The following is a 16422-nucleotide window of genomic DNA, read 5'->3' as shown; positions in this document are numbered from 1 at the left end:
AATCACTATGGCAGAACGCCAGGCCACCATCGCCAGCAGCTCCGGACTCCACGCGCGCCCCGCCAAGCTGTTCGTGCAGGCCGTCCAGGAGAAGAAGGTTCCCGTCACGATCGCGGTCGACGGCGGCGCCGACCTCAACGCCGGCAGCATCCTGTCGCTGATGGGCCTGGGCGCGGCCAAGGGCACCGTCGTCACCCTCAAGGCCGAGGGCGACGGAGCCGACCAGGTGCTCGACGAACTCGTCACCCTGCTCGAGACCGACCTCGACGCGCAGTAACACGGCAGATCGAACAACGGATGCTGCGGAGCCGGGTCGGCTTCGCAGCATCCGTTGTTTTCGTCGCGGGCTCAGATGTCGGTGGAGTCGCCCGGATCGAGGGAGAGGAAAGCGCCGCCGTTCTGCTCGGTGGCCCACGTGAGTCGCGCGCGACCCATGTCGCGACCGACCTGCGAGACCGTCATGTCATGCGTGCCGAACGCCTGTCGGGGCTTTACGGCGAGGACGAAGTCCATGGCCTCGCCGATCTTGAGCCACGGCGCGCCGATGGGCGCTGCCAGCAGCGCGACGTCGCGCCCCTTCGGCACGGTGTAGGAATCACCCGGGTAATAGAACTCGTCGTTCACCAGCACACCGACGTTGTCGACGACGGGGATCGATTCATGGATGACGGCGTGGGTGCCGCCGAAGAATTCGAGCGTGAACGGTTCGAGGGTCACGGTGTCACCGGGGTGCACCACGATGATGTCGTAGCCGGGGGCGGCTTTCGCCACGCCCTCGGGTGCGTAGATGGGCACGTTCGGCACGCTCTTGCGGAGGCGGTCGAGGTGCTGAGGCGTCCAGTGATCGGGATGCTCATGCGTCAGCACGACCCCGACGACGTTCTGCAGATCGTCGAGCGGGCTCGTGAAACTGCCCGGGTCGATGATGAGTGCCCTGCCGGCTTCGTCGATGCGGAGGGCGGCGTGTTCGTACTTGGTGACTCGCATGATCCGAGTCAACCCGCCCCGCGGCTGCTGGGCAACCGGGCCCGCCGCGCTCCCGTCGATTTGGCGGGGTACCCCGGGCCATGGCATAATCGAACGGTTGTCGCAACGGCCCCATCGTATAGCGGCCTAGTACGCCGCCCTCTCACGGCGGTAACGCGGGTTCGAATCCCGCTGGGGTCACCAAACGAGAAAAGCCCGTCCGTCGGACGGGCTTTTCTCATTTCGTCGCGCTGTTTCAGCCGGCGGACTCGTCGACGACGGCCACATCGCCGGGTTCGTCGCTGAGCGTCTCGGGACCGTCGTCGGTGCCGGCGCCACCGGCATCGACTTCGTCCTCGTTGCTCGAGGCGTCGGCCTTCACTCCTTCGGTCACCGTGTCGGCCTTGACCTCGTCGGTGAAGGCGTCCGTGGGGGGTGCGTCGTCCGCCCGGGCGTCGTCCGCGTCTCGCGTATTGAGGTTGCTCATGAGGGCTCTCCTTCGTCGGAATAGTGAACGTACGCCCCGTGGACAGCGCCTCGCACGGGGTTGACCCTTCGTTCACCGCCACCTAGCGCAGACGAGTCGCTCGGGAGCGACTAGCCTCGAAGAAGGACGGCGTGCTCGGCACGGTCGTTCGCAAACAGTGAGGGGTCTCTGATGAAGATCGTTTCGTCAGCCGATTGGCGCGATGCAATCCCCTTCGACACCCCCTTGGTCGTCGCCGACGTCGCCCCCGGGGAGCCGGCCCGTTGCTCCGGATGCGGAGGCGCTTCCGCGCTCCGTGATCGCTCGGAGCTGTGGGCGGTGAAGCATCGTCATCCGAACGACCATGGCGGTTTCGTGCGCTTCTATTGCGAAGAGCACCGGCCCGCCGCGAAGGCGATCCGCACGGATGCGGAGATCAGGGCGGCCCGGCTCGCTCCGCGCAAACGCTCGGTGCCGCCGCCGCGCCGGACGCCGGTCGTCGAGAAGCAGCGGGAGACGTGCCCGAACTGCTTCGTGGAAGTGTCGGCCACGGGGGAGTGCGGGATCTGCGGCTGGTCGGCTGCTTAGCCCCCTCAGTCCCGCCAGGGCAGGTTGAGGTCGTCCGCGTCGACCTCGATCTCGCCGACATCGTCGGGGCCGCCGGTTCCGGGGGCCACCTGCACGTCGTCGGCGTCGATGTCATCGTCGATCGTGTCGGGCAGGGCCGTCTGGTCCTGCTTCTGCTCGGTCTCGCTCTCGCTGGCGGGGCTGTAGGAGCGGTCCTTGCGGACGGCTTCGCCCTCCGCCAGGCCCGTGGTGTCCTCTGAAGTCATGCCCCGACGTTACGAGCGGCCACCGACAGCACCGCGAGGGTTGACACCGCACCGTTCGCGCCCTTCGAACCACGTCAGACGGAAGAGTCGTCGGCGGTCTCCGGGACATCGCGGCGCGTGCGCGCACCGCGGACCAGTCGAAGGACGCCGCGGACGATGAGGGTCACCGCCCCGACGATCACCAGCCACGGCAGCAGGAAACCGAGCGCCACGACGACACCGTTCAGCGTCGCGATGAGACCGTTCCAGCCCGCGGCGAGTCCGTCACCGAACCCCGCGGGGTCGGCCTGCACGGTCATCGTCCGAGGACTCAGCTGCACGGACAAGGTCGACAGCGCCACCTCGTCCTCCAGTCCCTCGAGCTGCTGACGGTCGGATTCGAGCGCCGCCTGACGCTCGGACAGCGCGGATTCCGCCGCGATCAGGTCGGCCACCGACTCGGCCTGGCCGATGAGCTGGGTGAGACGTTCGACGGATGCCTCGGAGGCGGCCACGCGGGCCCGCAGATCGATGGTCTGGTCGGTCACGTCTTGGCGACCGATGCTCGAGGAGGTGACCTCACCGACGGATCCCAGCGCGTCGATCGCGTCGTCGAGGGCATCCGAGGGCAGGCGCACCGTGATCCACCCGGCTCCGGGCGTCGACGGGTCTGTCGCCATCGAGGTGTCGGACCCCGCGTCGGTTCGCTCCGATGTCTCGCCGGCGAGAGCGTCGATGTTGAGCGACTCGACGTAGCCGCCGCGCGCCTCGGCATCGGCGGTGATGTCCCGGGCAGCCTCCGCCGCGTCGGCGACGATGAGCGTGGCGTTCGCGGTCGTCACGATCTCGCGTGACCCGTTCGCTGCGTTCGTTACCGAGCCCTCTGCGGTCCCCGGCGCTGCTTGATCGCCCGATCCGGTGAGCGGCTCCGCTGCCCCCCGCATCCCCGAGTCCGTCCCGACAGCGGGCTGGTCCGGCGCGCTCTCGGAAAGGGAGCCTGCCGATCCACCGACCGAGAGGCTCGACATCACTCCGGGCGCGATGATGGCGGCGACCACGACCACCGCGGCTGCGGCAGCACCGCCGAGCCACCAGCGGCTCCGACGTGGGCGGTGTCGACCCCGCTCGTCGGCGATCCGGCCGAAGACGGCCGACTCTATGGCCGCGAGCCGCTCGTCCGAGAGCGGCGGCAGGTCCTGCGGTGCCTGGTCGTCGGCGGATGCGGCGGTCATGATCTCTCCGTCTCGGTGACAGCGGTGCGCACGTGCGTGCGGATGCGGGAGAGACGGTTGCGAACGACCCCCGTGGTGACGCCGAGGTGATCGGCGGCGGCTTGGTAGCCGTACCCCTCGGCCGCGCAGAGGCGGAAGATCTCCCGATCCAGCTCGCTGAGCGTCGACACCTCGCGGAGGATCGCCTCGACCGTGGCCGTGTCGATCACCTGCTTCTCGACGTCGACCGTGTCGACGATGTCGCCGGGGATCTCCGTCGTCCGTGCGCGGTCGCGCTGACGGCTGCGCAGTCGGTTCGCCGCCTGCAGGCGGCAGATCGTCGCGAGCCAGGGGAGCGCCGACGTGCCCTCGAGGCGCATGCCGGGCAGCTTCCGCCACGCGGTGACGAACGTCTCCTGGGTCACGTCCTCGGCATCGGCGGTATTGCCGACCAGGCGGTGAGCGATCCAGTACACGGGACGGGCGTACGCCCGATACAGCGCGCGGAACGCGCCGTCCGAACCGCCGGCCGCGCGGGCGACCAGGTCGGTGTCGTCAATCGCTTGTGCCATCTGCGCTCGTCCCCCCGCCCCTTCGACGTGTCGGTGAAGTGTCTCTCACCCCGGAGGTGTCGCGCGGGCCCCGATCGTCTCAAGAAACCTCCGCCGGTCAGCTCGCGCGGCCGGCCCCCACCGCTGCCAGCACGACCGGATCGGCGCAGCCGCGGGCGAATCCCCGGATCCGGCGGTCGATGTCGCGCTGCAGCACGACGGTGCCGATGCGCTCGGCGAGCGGTGCCAGCCATCGGGGCTTGCACGTGAAGTTGTACCGCCACACCGCCAGCGTCTGGGAGGGCGAGCCCTCGACGGCGCTGAACCGCCAGCCGCCGCCCATCCGCTCGAAGAACCACGAGCCCCTCGTCATCTTCATCCCGACGTTGGACGGCGGACGGTAGGAGACGTACTCGCTCTCCATTCGGAAGCCGAAGCGCTGCACCGTGAAGGTGCGGACGCCTTTCGCGGGCGCCGTCGCACCGCCGACGAAGTACTGCCGCCGGATGAAGGGGTCCCATCGCTTGCGGATCTCACCGGTGGTCTGAGAGACCGCGAAGGCGACATCGACGTCGACGTCGACGATGCAGCGGGACTCGACGACGGGCACGAGTTCATCGTGGCATGCGCCGACGGCGAAGGGGCGGCACTGCGGCAGACGGAGCCGCACCGGTAGACTGACCCGACCTTCGGAAGGGCCACCATGGAACTCGAACTACCGCTGGCCTTCGAGATCGGTTCGCTCGTCGTGCTGACACTCATCCTGCTCGGCGACCTGCTGCTGATCCTCAAGCGACCGCACATCCCGTCCACGCGTGAATCGACGCTGTGGGTGGTCTTCTACGTCGTGCTGGCGCTGATCTTCGCGGGCATCATGTACATCGTCGCGGGGGGCGAGTTCGCCGGTCAGTTCGTCGCGGGATGGCTGACGGAGTACAGCCTGTCGATCGACAACCTGTTCGTCTTCGTGCTGATCATGTCGCAATTCTCGGTGCCGCGGCGGTATCAGCAGGAGGTGCTGATGGTGGGCATCATCATCGCGCTCGTGCTGCGCGGCGCGTTCATCCTGGTCGGCGCCGCCGTCATCGAGAACTTCAGCCCGATCTTCTTCGTGTTCGGTGCCTTCCTCGTCTACACCGCGATCCGCCAGGCCTTCCCCGGTGATGAAGGTCACGGCGACGACGCGAAGCGCGAGAACTTCATCGTGAGGATGCTGCGGCGCTCGATCGACATCAGCGACCACTACGACGGCTCGAAGATCCGCACCGTCGTGAACGGCAAGAAGATCTTCACCCCGATGATCATCGTGTTCTGCGCGATCGGGGTCACGGATCTGCTGTTCGCGATCGACTCCATTCCCGCGATCTTCGGCATCACGCAGAGCGCCTTCATCGTCTTCACCGCGAACATCTTCGCCCTGATGGGGCTGCGCCAGCTCTACTTCCTCCTGGGGGACCTGCTGGACCGCCTGCGCTATCTGCACTACGGGATCGCGTTCATCCTCGCGTTCATCGGTGTGAAGCTCATCTTCCACGCGCTGCACGTCAACGAGCTGCCCTTCATCAACGGCGGCGAGCACATCGAGTGGATCCCGGAGATCTCCACGATGGTGTCGCTCGCGGTGATCGTGCTGTCCATGGCCGTGGCGACGGCCGCAAGCCTTTTCGCCTCGGCCCGAGAGAAGAAGGCCGACACGACGACGGATGCCTCGGGCGCGGTCGCCGTCGACGAGGAGACGCCTGCTCCGCTCGAGCAGCCGCCGGCCTCCGGAGACGCCCCGCGCTGAAGCGCAGCATCCGTCGCCGTCGTTTTCAGAACGCGCCGAGGTTCGCCTTCAGTCCGCCGTCGACGTACTCGGCGCGCAGGATGCCGCGACGACGCAGGATCGGCACGAGCTCGTCGAGCATGCGGTGCACCGTGACGGGGTGCAGGTCTCCCCACAGCAGCACGCCGTCGTTGCCCCATTCGCCGAGTTCTTCGATGCGGTCGGCGAACTCGGCCGCCGTGCCCACGAACCCGCTGCCGTCGGACAGTCGGCCGAGCTGGGCGTGAGCCGCCAGGATCCTGCGGAGCGGCGTGGAGTCATCGTGCTTGCCGATCAGACGGCGGATGCTGCCTTCGGAGACGTGGTCTCCGAAGATGCCGCGGTCGAGGGGCCGGTCGAGATCCAACGCCGTGAGGTCGGTTTCGAGGTCGCTCGACTGGCGCTGCGCGATGAGAGTGAGGGCGGCCTCGTCGGGGTGAGCCGACGCCGCGACGAGACGGTCGGCCTCTTCGGAGGAGGAGACGATCACGGGCTGGATCGCGAAGAGCACCTTGACGTCCTCGGCCCGACGTCCGGCCGCCCGCGCGGCGTCGTGGATACGGCCGCGATAGGCACGGATGCTCGCCTCGTCGAGCGGAGCGAGGGCCAGCTGCACGTCCGAATTCGTGCCGGCGAAGGCGAGCCCGCGTCCGGAGCCACCGGGCGAGACGATCGCGGGTTCGCCCTGTTCGAAGGGGACCGCGTTCAGAGGCCCGTCGAAGGAGAAGTACTCCCCGCGGTGTTGCGTGGCGCGCAGCCGTGAGCCGTCGGCGTACCGGCCCCCGGCCGCGTCCTCGATCAGGGCGCCCTCGTCCCAGCTGCGCCACAGGTCGCGGATACCGCCGAGCCACTCCTCCGCGCGGTCGTACGCCGCGTCGTGGCCGAGCTGTGGCGCTCCGGAGAAGTGCCGAGCACTGCCGGTGTCGGTGACGACGTTCAGACCCAGGCGGTGGCCGCTGAGATGCTGCAAGGACGCGAACTGACGGGCTGCCGTGTACGGGAGGTACGCTGCCGGGTTCACCGTCGGCGCGATGCCCAGATGCCGGGTGGCGGCGAACAGGTACGGCGCGAGCAGCAGCGGATCGTGCTTGGGGCCGCCGAACGCGTGACGGACGCGCAGGTCGATCGTGTCCGCATTACCGAGCGAGGGAGCGTCCTCGATGATGACGAGGTCGAACCCGGCCTGCTCGAGCGTGCGGGCGGCGTCCTGGTAGAGGTCGGGGCGGGTCCACCGGTAGTTCCAGTCGAGGTACGGGTGCCCCCAGCCGTGGGGGCCGAAGCCCCGGGCGAGGAACCACCCGAAGTGCTGGAGCTTGCTCATGCGATCACCGACTCCGCCGTCGCGGGGCGCTCCGGAACGGTCGCGACGTGCACCGGAAGGGTGTCGAACGCGTGCGCGAGGTCGGCGAGGAGGTCGTCCACGTCTTCGATGCCCACTGACAGGCGCAGCGTGCCGGGCGCCACTCCGGCCTCGGCGCGCTCGGCCTCGGTACGTCCGGCGTGGCTGGTGCTCTCGGGGTGGAGGATGAGCGAACGCACATCACCGAGGTGCGTCATGTGCGTGATGACCCCCAGCGATTCCACGACGTGACGCGCGGCCTCTCGCCCGCCGGCGAGGGTGAAGGTGAACACCGACCCCGATCCGCGGGGGAGGTAGCGCCGCGCGAGGTCATGATGAGGATGCGTCTCCAGGCCGGCGTAGTCGACGCGGGTGACCTCGGGGCGGGCGGCGAGCCAACGCGCGATCGTGAGGGCATTCGCGCTCTGGCGCTCCACGCGCAGGCTGAGCGTCTCGATGCCCTGGCCGATGAAGAAGGCGTTGAGGGGGGACGGCGTCGGGCCCAGGCGAGGGGCGACGCTCTCCCGGATGTACTGCCCGCGCGCCCGGTGGCCGTATCTCTCGGCGTAGCTCGCTCCGCCCAGGCGGTCGGGCTCGGTGAGGTGAGGGAAGAGGTGACCGTCACGGGTGGCGTCGAAACGTCCGTCGTCGACGACGACTCCGCCGAGGACGGCGCCCTGTCCGGCGAGGAACTTGCTGGCGGAGTGCACCACGATCGCCGCGCCGTGTTCGAGCGGGCGCAGCAGATAGGGCGTCGTGAAGGTGCTGTCCACGATGAGGGGGACGCCGTGGGCGGCGCCGACATCGGCGACGCCCGCGACGTCGAGCACGTCGTTGCGGGCGTTGGAGAGGGTCTCGGCGAAGAAGGCCCGGGTGTTCGGGCGGACGGCGGAGCGCCAGGCGGAGAGGTCGGTCGCATCGACGAAGGTGCTCGTGATGCCCATCCGCTCGAGATTGTGGGTGATCAGGCCGCGCGTCCCCTCGTAGATCTGCGTCGCGACCACGATGTGGTCGCCGGCGCCCGCGACGGCGAGCAGGGCGACCACGACGGCGGCCTGGCCGCTCGATACGAGGACGGCTTGATCCCCGCCCTCGAGCGAGGCGAGTCGACGCTCGACGGCATCGACCGTGGGATTGCCGGTGCGGGAGTAGCCGAAGCCGGCGCCGGTACCGAAGTGCTCGGCCGATTCGTCGAGGTCGGAGAAGCGGAATCCGGCGGTGAGGTAGATGGGCAGAGCTCGTGGCTCGGCGCCGGCGGTCGTGCTGGCGACGTGCAGTTGTCTGGTCGAGAAACCTCGGGAATCGGTCGTCACCGGATCAGGCTGGCATGACAGCGCCGCGCAGGCGAAAACGTGGGGCGCCGTGTTACGGCGCCCCACCAGGCAACGACGAGAGAGCCGCCCCGGAACGGGACGGCTCTCTCGGTGCCCGCCGAGCGGGCGGCTCGCAGCTTAGCTGCGAGCCTTGCTGCCGCGGTTCACGACGAAGCCGTAGATCAGCAGGACGATGATCGACCCGCCGATCGCGAGCAGCCACGTCTGGATGGAGAAGAACTCCTCCAGGTTGGCGTTGAACAGCAGGCCGCCGAGGAAGCCGCCGAGCAGCGCGCCGACGACGCCGAGCAGCAGCGTGATGAGCCAGCCGCCACCCTGCTTGCCGGGGAGGATGAGTTTGGCGATCGCACCGGCGATCAGGCCGAGGAGAAGGAATCCGAGGAAGCCCATGGTGTTGTCCTTTCGGGATGTCCGCGCGCTCCCTCATGGTGGTGAGGTCGACCGGCGAGGTGGTGGTCACCAGTGGACGCCGGTCCCGCTGTGTGCGCGCGACCTCCCCACGCTAGAAGCTGGGCGTTCCCTGTGCGGGGGTGGTTGACATCGCGCCCACTGCCCGGGTACTCGCGGGCGCGAGGGCGTGGCACCACCGATCGCCCGGGCGACGCGGGTGGTATCGTGACGCCGTGCGGATCGCTCGTCTTCTCCTTAGCGGCCGCGACGAGACCTCGTTTTCCTAGGCCTCTCTCGTCGCGGAGTTCGTCGCGGGCCCCATCCACCACCCGAGGAGACGGCAGAACCCATGAGCACGACTTCCCCCGACATCTTCGTTCCGGATCGTCCACGCACCCTCGCCGAGAAGGTCTGGGACGACCACCTCGTGACGAAGGGTGAGAACGGCGAACCGGATCTCATCTACATCGACCTCCACCTCGTCCACGAAGTGACGAGCCCGCAGGCCTTCGACGGACTGCGCGCCGAGGGGCGGCCGGTGCGCCGGCTCGATCTGACGATCGCGACCGAGGATCACAACACCCCGACCCTCGACATCGACAAACCGATCGCCGACCTGACCAGCCGCACCCAGATCGAGACCCTCCGCCGCAACGCCGTGGAGTTCGGCGTGCGCCTGCATTCGCTCGGTGACGCCGAGCAGGGGATCGTGCACGTCGTCGGCCCTCAGCTCGGCCTCACCATGCCGGGGATCACCGTGGTGTGCGGCGACTCCCACACCTCGACGCACGGCGCCTTCGGCGCGATGGCGTTCGGTATCGGCACCAGCGAGGTGGAGCACGTGCTCGCCACGCAGACGCTTCCGCTCAAGCCGTTCAAGACGATGGCCATCACCGTCGAAGGCCGGCTCAAGCCCGGGGTCACGGCGAAGGACATCATCCTCGCCGTGATCGCCAAGATCGGCACCAACGGCGGCCAGGGCTACGTGCTCGAGTTCCGCGGCAGCGCCATCCGCGCCCTCTCCATGGAGGGGCGCATGACGATGTGCAACATGTCGATCGAAGCCGGCGCGCGCGCGGGCATGGTCGCGCCCGATGAGACGACCTTCGCGTATGTGCAGGGCCGCGATCACGCCCCTCGGGGTCAGGACTGGGACGACGCCGTCGCCTACTGGCGCACGCTGCCGAGCGATGAGGGCGCGGTCTACGACGCCGAGGTGTTCCTCGACGCGGACGCGTTGGAGCCGTTCGTCACCTGGGGAACCAACCCGGGACAGGGGGTGTCGCTGAGCGACGTCGTGCCCTCTCCCGAGCAGTTCACCGACCCGAACGAGCGCGCCGCCGCCGAGCGGGCGATCGAGTACATGGATCTGGTGCCGGGTACGCCCCTGCGCGAGGTTCCCGTCGACGCCGTCTTCATGGGCTCGTGCACCAACAGCCGCATCGAGGATCTGCGCGCTTTCGCGTCGGTCATCCGGGGCCGCCGGAAAGCGGAGGGCGTCCGCGTCATGGTGGTACCGGGATCGGCGCGCGTGCGGCTGGAGGCCGAGGCCGAAGGCCTCGACAAGGTCTTCCTCGACTTCGGTGCCGAGTGGCGCTTCGCGGGCTGCTCGATGTGCCTCGGCATGAACCCCGACCAGCTCGCCCCCGGCGAACGGTGCGCGTCGACGTCGAACCGCAACTTCGAGGGCCGCCAGGGCAAGGGCGGGCGCACCCACCTCGTCTCGCCGCTCGTCGCCGCGGCGACCGCGGTGCGCGGGACCCTGTCGAGTCCCAGCGATCTGGAACCGCTCATCGACGCTTCGGCCACCACCTCGACGGGAGCGCAGGTCTGATCATGGATGCTTTCACCACGCACACCGGTATCGCCGTGCCCCTCAAACGCTCGGCCGTCGACACCGACCAGATCATTCCCGCGGTCTACCTCAAGCGGGTCACCAAGACCGGCTTCGAAGATGCGCTGTTCGCCAACTGGCGCCAGGATCCGACCTTCGTGCTGAACGAACCCCGCTATGCGGGCGCGTCGGTGCTGGTCGCCGGACCCGACTTCGGCACCGGGTCCAGCCGCGAGCACGCCGTGTGGGCGCTGCGCGACTACGGCTTCCGGGCCGTGCTGAGCCCTCGATTCGCCGACATCTTCCGGGGGAACGCCGGCAAGCAGGGACTCGTCGCGGGTGTCGTGAGCGAAGCCGACATCGAACGGATCTGGGCCGCGCTCGAGGCGCAGCCCGGCGCCGAGGTGACGGTGGATCTGCGCGAGCGGCGCGCGAGCATCGGCGACCCTTCCGCAAGCTCAGGGCATCGCCTCCAGGTCTCGTTCGACATCGACGATTACACTAGGTGGCGGCTTCTCGAAGGGCTCGACGACATCGGGCTCACGCTGCGCAACGAAGAAAAGATCGCGCAGTTCGAGGCTCGTCGCGAGGCATGGCGGCCGCGAACGCTCCCCGTTCCGTAAGCCAGAGAGACCCCATCCGGGTCGCTCTCCCCGCCCCCTCGTCCATCCAAGTGAGGTTCCACCCATGAGCAGTCCCACGACCACCGAGACGGCCGCGCCCCCGATGGGCGAAGAGGGCGAGACCCTCCTGATCCGGGGCGGGCGGCCATTGACCGGTCGTGTCGAGGTGAAGGGCGCGAAGAACCTCGCCACCAAGGCGATGGTGGCCGTGCTGCTCGGCAAGACCACCAGCGTCCTGCGCGACGTGCCCGACATCAGCGACGTGGGCGTGGTGCGTTCGCTCCTCGAGGTGCACGGCGTGCGCGTGACGGACGGTGTCGAACCGGGCGAGCTGATCTTCGACCCGAGCGGGGCGGTGTCGGCCAACTTCGAGCAGATCGATGCCTACGCCGGAGCCTCCCGCATCCCGATCCTGTTCTGCGGACCGCTCCTTCACCTCCTCGGCGAGGCGCTCATCCCCGACCTGGGCGGATGCCGGATCGGCGACCGTCCGATCAACTTCCACATGGACGCGCTGCGCGCGTTCGGCGCGGTGGTCGACAAGTCCTATGAGGGCATCCGAATCACCGCCCCCGACGGCCTCCACGGCGCGAACATCGAGCTGCCGTACCCGAGCGTCGGTGCCACCGAGCAAGTGCTGCTGACCGCGGTGCGCGCCCGCGGGGTCACCGAGCTTCGGAACGCCGCCATCGAGCCGGAGATCATGGATCTGATCGCGGTGCTGCAGAAGATGGGCGCGATCATCTCCTACGAGCCCAACCGCGTGATCCTGATCGAGGGCGTCGACGAGCTCACCGGTTACGATCACCGCTGCATCTTCGACCGCAACGAGGCCGCGTCGTGGGCCGCAGCCGCCCTCGCGACCGACGGCGACATCTTCGTCGGGGGAGCCCGCCAGCAGGAGATGCTGACCTTCCTCAATGTCTTCCGCAAGGTCGGCGGATCCTTCGACGTCCACGAGGACGGCATCCGTTTCCGCCGCGGTGGAGACCTGCGCCCGGTCGTGGTCGAGACCGACGTGCACCCGGGGTTCATGACCGACTGGCAGCAGCCGCTCGTGGTCGCCCTGACCCAGGCGCACGGCGAGTCGGTCGTGCACGAGACGGTGTACGAGAACCGCCTCGGCTTCACCGAGGCGCTCAATCTGATGGGCGCCGACATCGTCGTGCACCCGAACGGCATCGAGTCCACCGGACGCCGCGTGCCCCGCCGGGCGTTGGAACAGGCTGCCGTCATCAACGGCCCGACGCCGCTCCACGGCGCCGATGTCGTGGTGCCCGACCTCCGCGGTGGGTACAGCTACCTCATCGCCGCGCTCGCGGCGGAGGGGGAGTCCACGGTGCGCAACGTCGGCATCCTGCGCCGTGGGTACGAGAAGCTCTTCGCGAAGCTCGACACCCTCGGCGCCGACTTCGACGTCATCGGATAGTCGTGTCGCCCGCGCACCGCGTCACTCCCGAGAGGTCCAAGCCCAGCATCTTCTGGCCGCTGGCCGGAATCGTCGAGCCGTTCACGCGCATCTTCGCCAAGATCGAGGTCGAGGGCTCGGAGAAGCTTCCCGAGACCGGACCGTTCGTGCTCGCCCCGAACCACTACTCGAACTTCGACCCCCTCGTGGTGGCCGTCGTCGTGTGGCGGCTCGGCCGTTTTCCGCGGTTCATGGCGAAGGAGAGCCTGTTCCGAGTTCCGGTGCTCGGCTGGGCGTTGAGCGTCACGGGGATGGTGCCCGTGGCCCGCAGCTCGTCGGCTGCGGCAGCGCGCGACACGATCCGCGGATCGGCCCGGCTCGTCGAAGAAGGAAGCGGCGTCGTCGTCTACCCCGAGGGCACGCTGACCCGCGACCCCGAACTCTGGCCGATGCGCGGGAAGACGGGTGCCGCCCGCCTCGTGCTCACCGAAGACATCCCGATCATCCCGATGGCGCACTGGGGAGTGCAGGACATCATGCCTCGCTACGGCAAGATCCGGCTGTGGCCGCTGCGCAGGCGCGTGCGCGTCGTCATCGGCGACCCGGTCGATCTGTCGGCATTCCGCGGCAGTGCTCCGCAGCCTGCGGCCCTCGCCCAAGCGACCGACGTGATCATGGTGCGCATCACCGAGCTGCTGACGACCCTGCGCGAAGGAACCCCGCCGACCGAGCGGTGGAATCCTTCCGCGCACGGCCAGAACGAGACGGGTCGCCTTGAGTCGTAGGACGGATGCTGCGCTGCCGCGCGTCGCCGTGGTGGGTGCGGGCAGCTGGGGGACCACCTTCGGCAAGATCCTCGCCGACGGCGGCGCCTCCGTGACGATGTGGGCGCGCCGGCCCGAGATCGCGCAGGAGATCAACGAGGCGCACCGCAACAGCCAGTACCTGGCGGGCATCAATCTGCCCCGTGACGTGCACGCCACCTCGCACCTGTCCGAGGCCATCGACGGCGCGCTGCAGATCTACCTCTCCGTGCCGAGTCAAGCGTTGCGGGAGAACCTCAAGGCCATCCGGCCGCTGGTGGCCGGAACCGACGTGCCGATCGTGTCGCTCATGAAGGGCGTCGAGAAGCGCACCGGCCTGCGGATGAGCGAGGTCATCGCCCAGGAGTTGCAGTGCGACCCGCAGCGCATCGCCGTCGCCTCGGGTCCGAACCTCGCCCTCGAGATCGCTCGGGAACAGCCCACGGCCGCCGTCATCTCCTCGGTGAGCGAGCTGACGGCCGAAGCCGTCGCCCGCCGTGCCCGCAACCGGTATTTCCGGTCGTTCGTGAACACCGACGTCATCGGAACCGAGTTCGGCGGTGTCCTCAAGAACCTCATCGCGGTGGCGATCGGCATCGTCGACGGGGTCGGTTACGGCGAGAACACGAAAGCATCCATCATCACGCGGGGACTCGTCGAGATGACCGATTTCGCCGTCGCGCAGGGTGCGCAACCCGAGACCCTGCAGGGTCTCGCGGGTCTCGGCGACCTGATCGCCACGTGCCAGTCGCCGCTGAGTCGCAACAACACCGCGGGTCGTCTGCTCGGCCAGGGGCTCAGTCTCGCCGACGTGGTGAAGCAGATGCAGCAGACCGCGGAAGGGTTGTCGTCCGTGGCGCCGGTGCTGCAGCTCGCGAAGCAGGTGGGCGTGGAGATGCCGATCGTCTCGCAGGTCAAACGCGTGCTGGACGGCACCATGAACCCGCGCGACATCGCGCCCCACCTGACGACCGACGACGACAAGCCGAAGGGCGAGAGGACGCAGCATGGACCAGACAGCGGTGGTGGTGCTCTTTGGGGGGCGCTCCAGCGAGCATTCGATCAGCTCCGTCACGGCGGGCGGGGTACTGCGCGCGATCGATCGTGACCGCTACCGCGTGATCCCGGTGGGCATCACGCGCGACGGCGTCTTCGTGCTCGAAGACGACGATCCCGACAAGTTCGCCCTCGACACCGAGAGCCTGCCCGAGGTGACCGACAACGGTACCCGCATCGTCTGGCCGTACAGCGGCGATCGCACCCTCGTCGTGCGCGACGCCGACGGCACCGAGCGGGATCTCGGAACGATCGACGTGGTGCTGCCGATCCTGCACGGCACGCACGGCGAAGACGGCACCGTGCAGGGTTTCCTGGACACGCTCGACCTGCCCTACGCCGGCGGTTCGGTGCTCGATTCCGCGCTGTGCATGGACAAGCACTTCATGAAGGTGGTGCTGCAGGCTGCCGGCATCGCGGTGGCGCCCTGGGTGACCGTGCGGAGCTCGGAATGGACGGGGGATGCTGCGGCGATCGCCGAACGTGCTTCCGGGCTCACGCTGCCGTGGTTCGTCAAACCCGCGCGCGCCGGTTCATCGGTGGGGGTGTCGAAGGTGCACGGGGTGGACGAGCTGGCCGCAGCGCTCGACCTCGCGTTCGCCGAAGACGACAAGGTGCTCGTCGAGCAGGCCGTCGTGGGGCGCGAGATCGAGGTCGGCGTGCTCGGTGCTCGCAAGGACGGTGCGACGCGCGTCTCCCTGCCCGGCGAGATCGTGCTCACCACGCGCGAGTTCTACGACTTCGAGGGCAAGTACCTCGGCGGCGACGGTGTCGACGTCATCTGCCCGGCCGACATGGATCCCGCGCAGATCATCGCCGTGCAGGATGCCGCCGTGCGCGCTTTCGAGGCGGTCGACGGTCGAGGGCTTGCCCGTGTGGACTTCTTCCTCGGCGCCGAGGGCCCGGTGGTCAACGAGCTGAACACCATGCCGGGCTTCACCCCGATCTCGATGTTCCCCAAGTGCTGGATCGCCTCCGGGATGTCGTACGAGGACCTCATCACCGACCTGATCGAACAGGTGCGCGAGCGCGCTGCCTGAGCTCCAGCATCCGTCCTCTCCGGGTGAGGACGCAGGAGGATAGGACCGCCGCCGTCCGACGGCAACCCCGACGACGCCGGCGCCGGGGCGCGCCTACCGTGCGGCCATGAGCACTGCGACCCCGCCTTCTTCCGACCCACGCCCCGTGCGAGCGGACCCCGACGCGACCGTCGGCCCGGCGGGCGTCACGACGCCGCGCGAGACGGATCACACGCTGCGGCAGGACGTCGTCGCCCGCGAGAAAGCCCGCTTCAGCGGGTTCCAGTTCGGTGCGGCCTTCTTCGGTTGGCTGAGCGCCATGGGCCTCACGGTGCTCTTGACCGCCGTGATCGCGGCCGTCGGCGCCGCGATCGGAGCGAATCAGGGGGCGAGTGTCGAGGAGGCGACGGACGCCGCAGCCGACAACGCCGGCACGGTCGGCATCATCGCTGCGGTCGTGCTCGGGGCCGTACTGCTGATCGCCTACTTCGCGGGCGGTTACGTCGCCGGGCGGATGGCGCGTTTCAGCGGACTCAAGCAGGGACTCGCCGTCTGGTTGTGGGCGGTACTGATCGCCGTGATCGTGGCCATCGTCACCGCTGTCGCCGGGAGCCAGTGGGACATCCTGGAAACCCTGGGCGGCTTCCCCCGCATTCCGGTGACCCCCGAGACCGCGACGACGACCGGCATCCTGACCGCCCTCGGAGCCGCCGTCGTGACGCTTCTCGGAGCGCTGCTCGGTGGACTGGCCGGCATGCGGTACCACCGCAGAGTCGACCGCGTGGGTCTGGGTCAGTAGCCGCGAG

19 protein-coding genes and 1 tRNA gene are annotated in these 16422 nt (G+C 68.8%); 11 read left to right on the top strand and 9 right to left on the bottom strand.

From position 1 onward, the window contains the following. Nucleotides 1-7: 7 nt before the first annotated feature. Nucleotides 8-277 carry an HPr family phosphocarrier protein gene (locus ACFXP5_RS03680; protein ID WP_394527029.1) on the top strand — a complete coding sequence of 90 codons (270 nt, stop codon included), beginning with the start codon at nucleotides 8-10 and terminating at the stop codon, nucleotides 275-277. Nucleotides 278-348: 71 nt separating this feature from the next. Here ACFXP5_RS03680 and ACFXP5_RS03675 read toward each other — a convergent pair whose 3' ends face one another. Beyond that, on the bottom strand, nucleotides 349-987 hold the full coding sequence (locus ACFXP5_RS03675) for an MBL fold metallo-hydrolase (RefSeq protein ID WP_394543542.1): 639 nt from the start codon (nucleotides 985-987) through the stop codon (nucleotides 349-351). Between the two features lie 107 nt (nucleotides 988-1094). Here ACFXP5_RS03675 and ACFXP5_RS03670 point away from each other — a divergent pair. Continuing rightward, nucleotides 1095-1170, top strand: a tRNA-Glu gene (locus ACFXP5_RS03670). A gap of 52 nt (nucleotides 1171-1222) precedes the next feature. Here the strand turns inward: ACFXP5_RS03670 and ACFXP5_RS03665 are convergent. Beyond that, nucleotides 1223-1453 (bottom strand): hypothetical protein, encoded by a 231-nt coding sequence (locus tag ACFXP5_RS03665; RefSeq protein WP_394527027.1) that lies wholly within the window; start codon nucleotides 1451-1453, stop codon nucleotides 1223-1225. 171 nt (nucleotides 1454-1624) lie between these two features. On the opposite strand from ACFXP5_RS03665, the gene ACFXP5_RS03660 reads away from it, so the two are divergent. Next, the gene (locus ACFXP5_RS03660; protein ID WP_394527025.1) at nucleotides 1625-2020 is read left to right on the top strand and encodes a glucose-6-phosphate dehydrogenase; all 396 of its coding nucleotides are present in this window, start codon (nucleotides 1625-1627) and stop codon (nucleotides 2018-2020) included. A gap of 5 nt (nucleotides 2021-2025) precedes the next feature. Here ACFXP5_RS03660 and ACFXP5_RS03655 read toward each other — a convergent pair whose 3' ends face one another. The 4 genes from ACFXP5_RS03655 to ACFXP5_RS03640 all read right to left on the bottom strand — a co-directional run bounded on the left by ACFXP5_RS03655 (nucleotide 2026) and on the right by ACFXP5_RS03640 (nucleotide 4616). Beyond that, nucleotides 2026-2265: a hypothetical protein gene (locus ACFXP5_RS03655; protein WP_394527024.1), complete on the bottom strand. Its 240-nt coding sequence runs from the start codon at nucleotides 2263-2265 to the stop codon at nucleotides 2026-2028. Between the two features lie 74 nt (nucleotides 2266-2339). After that, complete coding sequence (locus ACFXP5_RS03650) at nucleotides 2340-3476, bottom strand: DUF4349 domain-containing protein (protein WP_394543541.1); 1137 nt, start codon at nucleotides 3474-3476, stop codon at nucleotides 2340-2342. Beyond that, on the bottom strand, nucleotides 3473-4027 hold the full coding sequence (locus ACFXP5_RS03645; protein WP_394543540.1) for an RNA polymerase sigma factor: 555 nt from the start codon (nucleotides 4025-4027) through the stop codon (nucleotides 3473-3475). Before ACFXP5_RS03645 ends, ACFXP5_RS03650 begins: the two co-directional genes overlap by 4 nt. A 97-nt stretch (nucleotides 4028-4124) precedes the next feature. Then, nucleotides 4125-4616: an SRPBCC family protein gene (locus tag ACFXP5_RS03640; protein ID WP_394543539.1), complete on the bottom strand. Its 492-nt coding sequence runs from the start codon at nucleotides 4614-4616 to the stop codon at nucleotides 4125-4127. Between the two features lie 93 nt (nucleotides 4617-4709). On the opposite strand from ACFXP5_RS03640, the gene ACFXP5_RS03635 reads away from it, so the two are divergent. Beyond that, the gene (locus ACFXP5_RS03635) at nucleotides 4710-5792 is read left to right on the top strand and encodes a TerC/Alx family metal homeostasis membrane protein (RefSeq protein WP_394543538.1); all 1083 of its coding nucleotides are present in this window, start codon (nucleotides 4710-4712) and stop codon (nucleotides 5790-5792) included. A 25-nt stretch (nucleotides 5793-5817) separates the two neighbouring features. Here ACFXP5_RS03635 and ACFXP5_RS03630 read toward each other — a convergent pair whose 3' ends face one another. The 3 genes from ACFXP5_RS03630 to ACFXP5_RS03620 all read right to left on the bottom strand — a co-directional run bounded on the left by ACFXP5_RS03630 (nucleotide 5818) and on the right by ACFXP5_RS03620 (nucleotide 8873). After that, nucleotides 5818-7131, bottom strand: coding sequence for an LLM class flavin-dependent oxidoreductase (locus ACFXP5_RS03630; protein ID WP_394543536.1), 1314 nt, complete (start codon nucleotides 7129-7131; stop codon nucleotides 5818-5820). Continuing rightward, on the bottom strand, nucleotides 7128-8462 hold the full coding sequence (locus ACFXP5_RS03625) for an O-acetylhomoserine aminocarboxypropyltransferase/cysteine synthase family protein (RefSeq protein ID WP_394543535.1): 1335 nt from the start codon (nucleotides 8460-8462) through the stop codon (nucleotides 7128-7130). The genes ACFXP5_RS03630 and ACFXP5_RS03625 overlap by 4 nt, the downstream gene beginning before the upstream one ends. A gap of 138 nt (nucleotides 8463-8600) precedes the next feature. After that, nucleotides 8601-8873 carry a GlsB/YeaQ/YmgE family stress response membrane protein gene (locus tag ACFXP5_RS03620; RefSeq protein WP_394543534.1) on the bottom strand — a complete coding sequence of 91 codons (273 nt, stop codon included), beginning with the start codon at nucleotides 8871-8873 and terminating at the stop codon, nucleotides 8601-8603. A gap of 349 nt (nucleotides 8874-9222) precedes the next feature. On the opposite strand from ACFXP5_RS03620, the gene leuC reads away from it, so the two are divergent. From leuC to ACFXP5_RS03585, 7 genes are all read left to right on the top strand, one after another. Further along, nucleotides 9223-10707 carry a 3-isopropylmalate dehydratase large subunit gene (leuC, locus tag ACFXP5_RS03615; protein ID WP_394543533.1) on the top strand — a complete coding sequence of 495 codons (1485 nt, stop codon included), beginning with the start codon at nucleotides 9223-9225 and terminating at the stop codon, nucleotides 10705-10707. A 2-nt stretch (nucleotides 10708-10709) separates the two neighbouring features. After that, a complete protein-coding gene (gene leuD, locus ACFXP5_RS03610) occupies nucleotides 10710-11330 on the top strand; it encodes a 3-isopropylmalate dehydratase small subunit (protein WP_394527009.1) in 621 nt (206 codons plus the stop codon). Nucleotides 11331-11433: 103 nt separating this feature from the next. Then, nucleotides 11434-12759, top strand: coding sequence for a UDP-N-acetylglucosamine 1-carboxyvinyltransferase (murA, locus tag ACFXP5_RS03605; RefSeq protein ID WP_394527568.1), 1326 nt, complete (start codon nucleotides 11434-11436; stop codon nucleotides 12757-12759). A 2-nt stretch (nucleotides 12760-12761) separates the two neighbouring features. Further along, nucleotides 12762-13523, top strand: coding sequence for a lysophospholipid acyltransferase family protein (locus ACFXP5_RS03600; protein ID WP_394543532.1), 762 nt, complete (start codon nucleotides 12762-12764; stop codon nucleotides 13521-13523). Continuing rightward, entirely contained in the window at nucleotides 13513-14649 is a 1137-nt protein-coding gene (locus ACFXP5_RS03595; RefSeq protein ID WP_394527005.1) for an NAD(P)H-dependent glycerol-3-phosphate dehydrogenase, read from the top strand. Before ACFXP5_RS03600 ends, ACFXP5_RS03595 begins: the two co-directional genes overlap by 11 nt. Continuing rightward, the gene (locus tag ACFXP5_RS03590) at nucleotides 14549-15637 is read left to right on the top strand and encodes a D-alanine--D-alanine ligase family protein (RefSeq protein WP_394543530.1); all 1089 of its coding nucleotides are present in this window, start codon (nucleotides 14549-14551) and stop codon (nucleotides 15635-15637) included. The genes ACFXP5_RS03595 and ACFXP5_RS03590 overlap by 101 nt, the downstream gene beginning before the upstream one ends. 106 nt (nucleotides 15638-15743) lie before the next feature. Next, nucleotides 15744-16415 (top strand): hypothetical protein, encoded by a 672-nt coding sequence (locus tag ACFXP5_RS03585; RefSeq protein ID WP_394543529.1) that lies wholly within the window; start codon nucleotides 15744-15746, stop codon nucleotides 16413-16415. Nucleotides 16416-16422: the final 7 nt, after the last annotated feature.

Origin of the sequence: Microbacterium hanjuni (genome assembly GCF_043556395.1) — a bacterium.
Classification (GTDB): domain Bacteria; phylum Actinomycetota; class Actinomycetes; order Actinomycetales; family Microbacteriaceae; genus Microbacterium.
Note: the sequence above shows the minus strand (reverse complement) of the source record. Positions and strands in the feature narration are given on the sequence as shown.

What these genes read in the sequence shown, in the direction of transcription:
- ACFXP5_RS03680 (WP_394527029.1), top strand. Translation starts at nt 8, where the DNA reads ATGGCAGAACGCCAGGCCACCATCGCCAGCAGCTCCGGACTCCACGCG.
- ACFXP5_RS03675 (WP_394543542.1), bottom strand. Translation starts at nt 987, where the DNA reads ATGCGAGTCACCAAGTACGAACACGCCGCCCTCCGCATCGACGAAGCC.
- ACFXP5_RS03665 (WP_394527027.1), bottom strand. Translation starts at nt 1,453, where the DNA reads ATGAGCAACCTCAATACGCGAGACGCGGACGACGCCCGGGCGGACGAC.
- ACFXP5_RS03660 (WP_394527025.1), top strand. Translation starts at nt 1,625, where the DNA reads ATGAAGATCGTTTCGTCAGCCGATTGGCGCGATGCAATCCCCTTCGAC.
- ACFXP5_RS03655 (WP_394527024.1), bottom strand. Translation starts at nt 2,265, where the DNA reads ATGACTTCAGAGGACACCACGGGCCTGGCGGAGGGCGAAGCCGTCCGC.
- ACFXP5_RS03650 (WP_394543541.1), bottom strand. Translation starts at nt 3,476, where the DNA reads ATGACCGCCGCATCCGCCGACGACCAGGCACCGCAGGACCTGCCGCCG.
- ACFXP5_RS03645 (WP_394543540.1), bottom strand. Translation starts at nt 4,027, where the DNA reads ATGGCACAAGCGATTGACGACACCGACCTGGTCGCCCGCGCGGCCGGC.
- ACFXP5_RS03635 (WP_394543538.1), top strand. Translation starts at nt 4,710, where the DNA reads ATGGAACTCGAACTACCGCTGGCCTTCGAGATCGGTTCGCTCGTCGTG.
- ACFXP5_RS03630 (WP_394543536.1), bottom strand. Translation starts at nt 7,131, where the DNA reads ATGAGCAAGCTCCAGCACTTCGGGTGGTTCCTCGCCCGGGGCTTCGGC.
- ACFXP5_RS03620 (WP_394543534.1), bottom strand. Translation starts at nt 8,873, where the DNA reads ATGGGCTTCCTCGGATTCCTTCTCCTCGGCCTGATCGCCGGTGCGATC.
- leuC (WP_394543533.1), top strand. Translation starts at nt 9,223, where the DNA reads ATGAGCACGACTTCCCCCGACATCTTCGTTCCGGATCGTCCACGCACC.
- leuD (WP_394527009.1), top strand. Translation starts at nt 10,710, where the DNA reads ATGGATGCTTTCACCACGCACACCGGTATCGCCGTGCCCCTCAAACGC.
- murA (WP_394527568.1), top strand. Translation starts at nt 11,434, where the DNA reads ATGGGCGAAGAGGGCGAGACCCTCCTGATCCGGGGCGGGCGGCCATTG.
- ACFXP5_RS03590 (WP_394543530.1), top strand. Translation starts at nt 14,549, where the DNA reads ATGGACCAGACAGCGGTGGTGGTGCTCTTTGGGGGGCGCTCCAGCGAG.
- ACFXP5_RS03585 (WP_394543529.1), top strand. Translation starts at nt 15,744, where the DNA reads ATGAGCACTGCGACCCCGCCTTCTTCCGACCCACGCCCCGTGCGAGCG.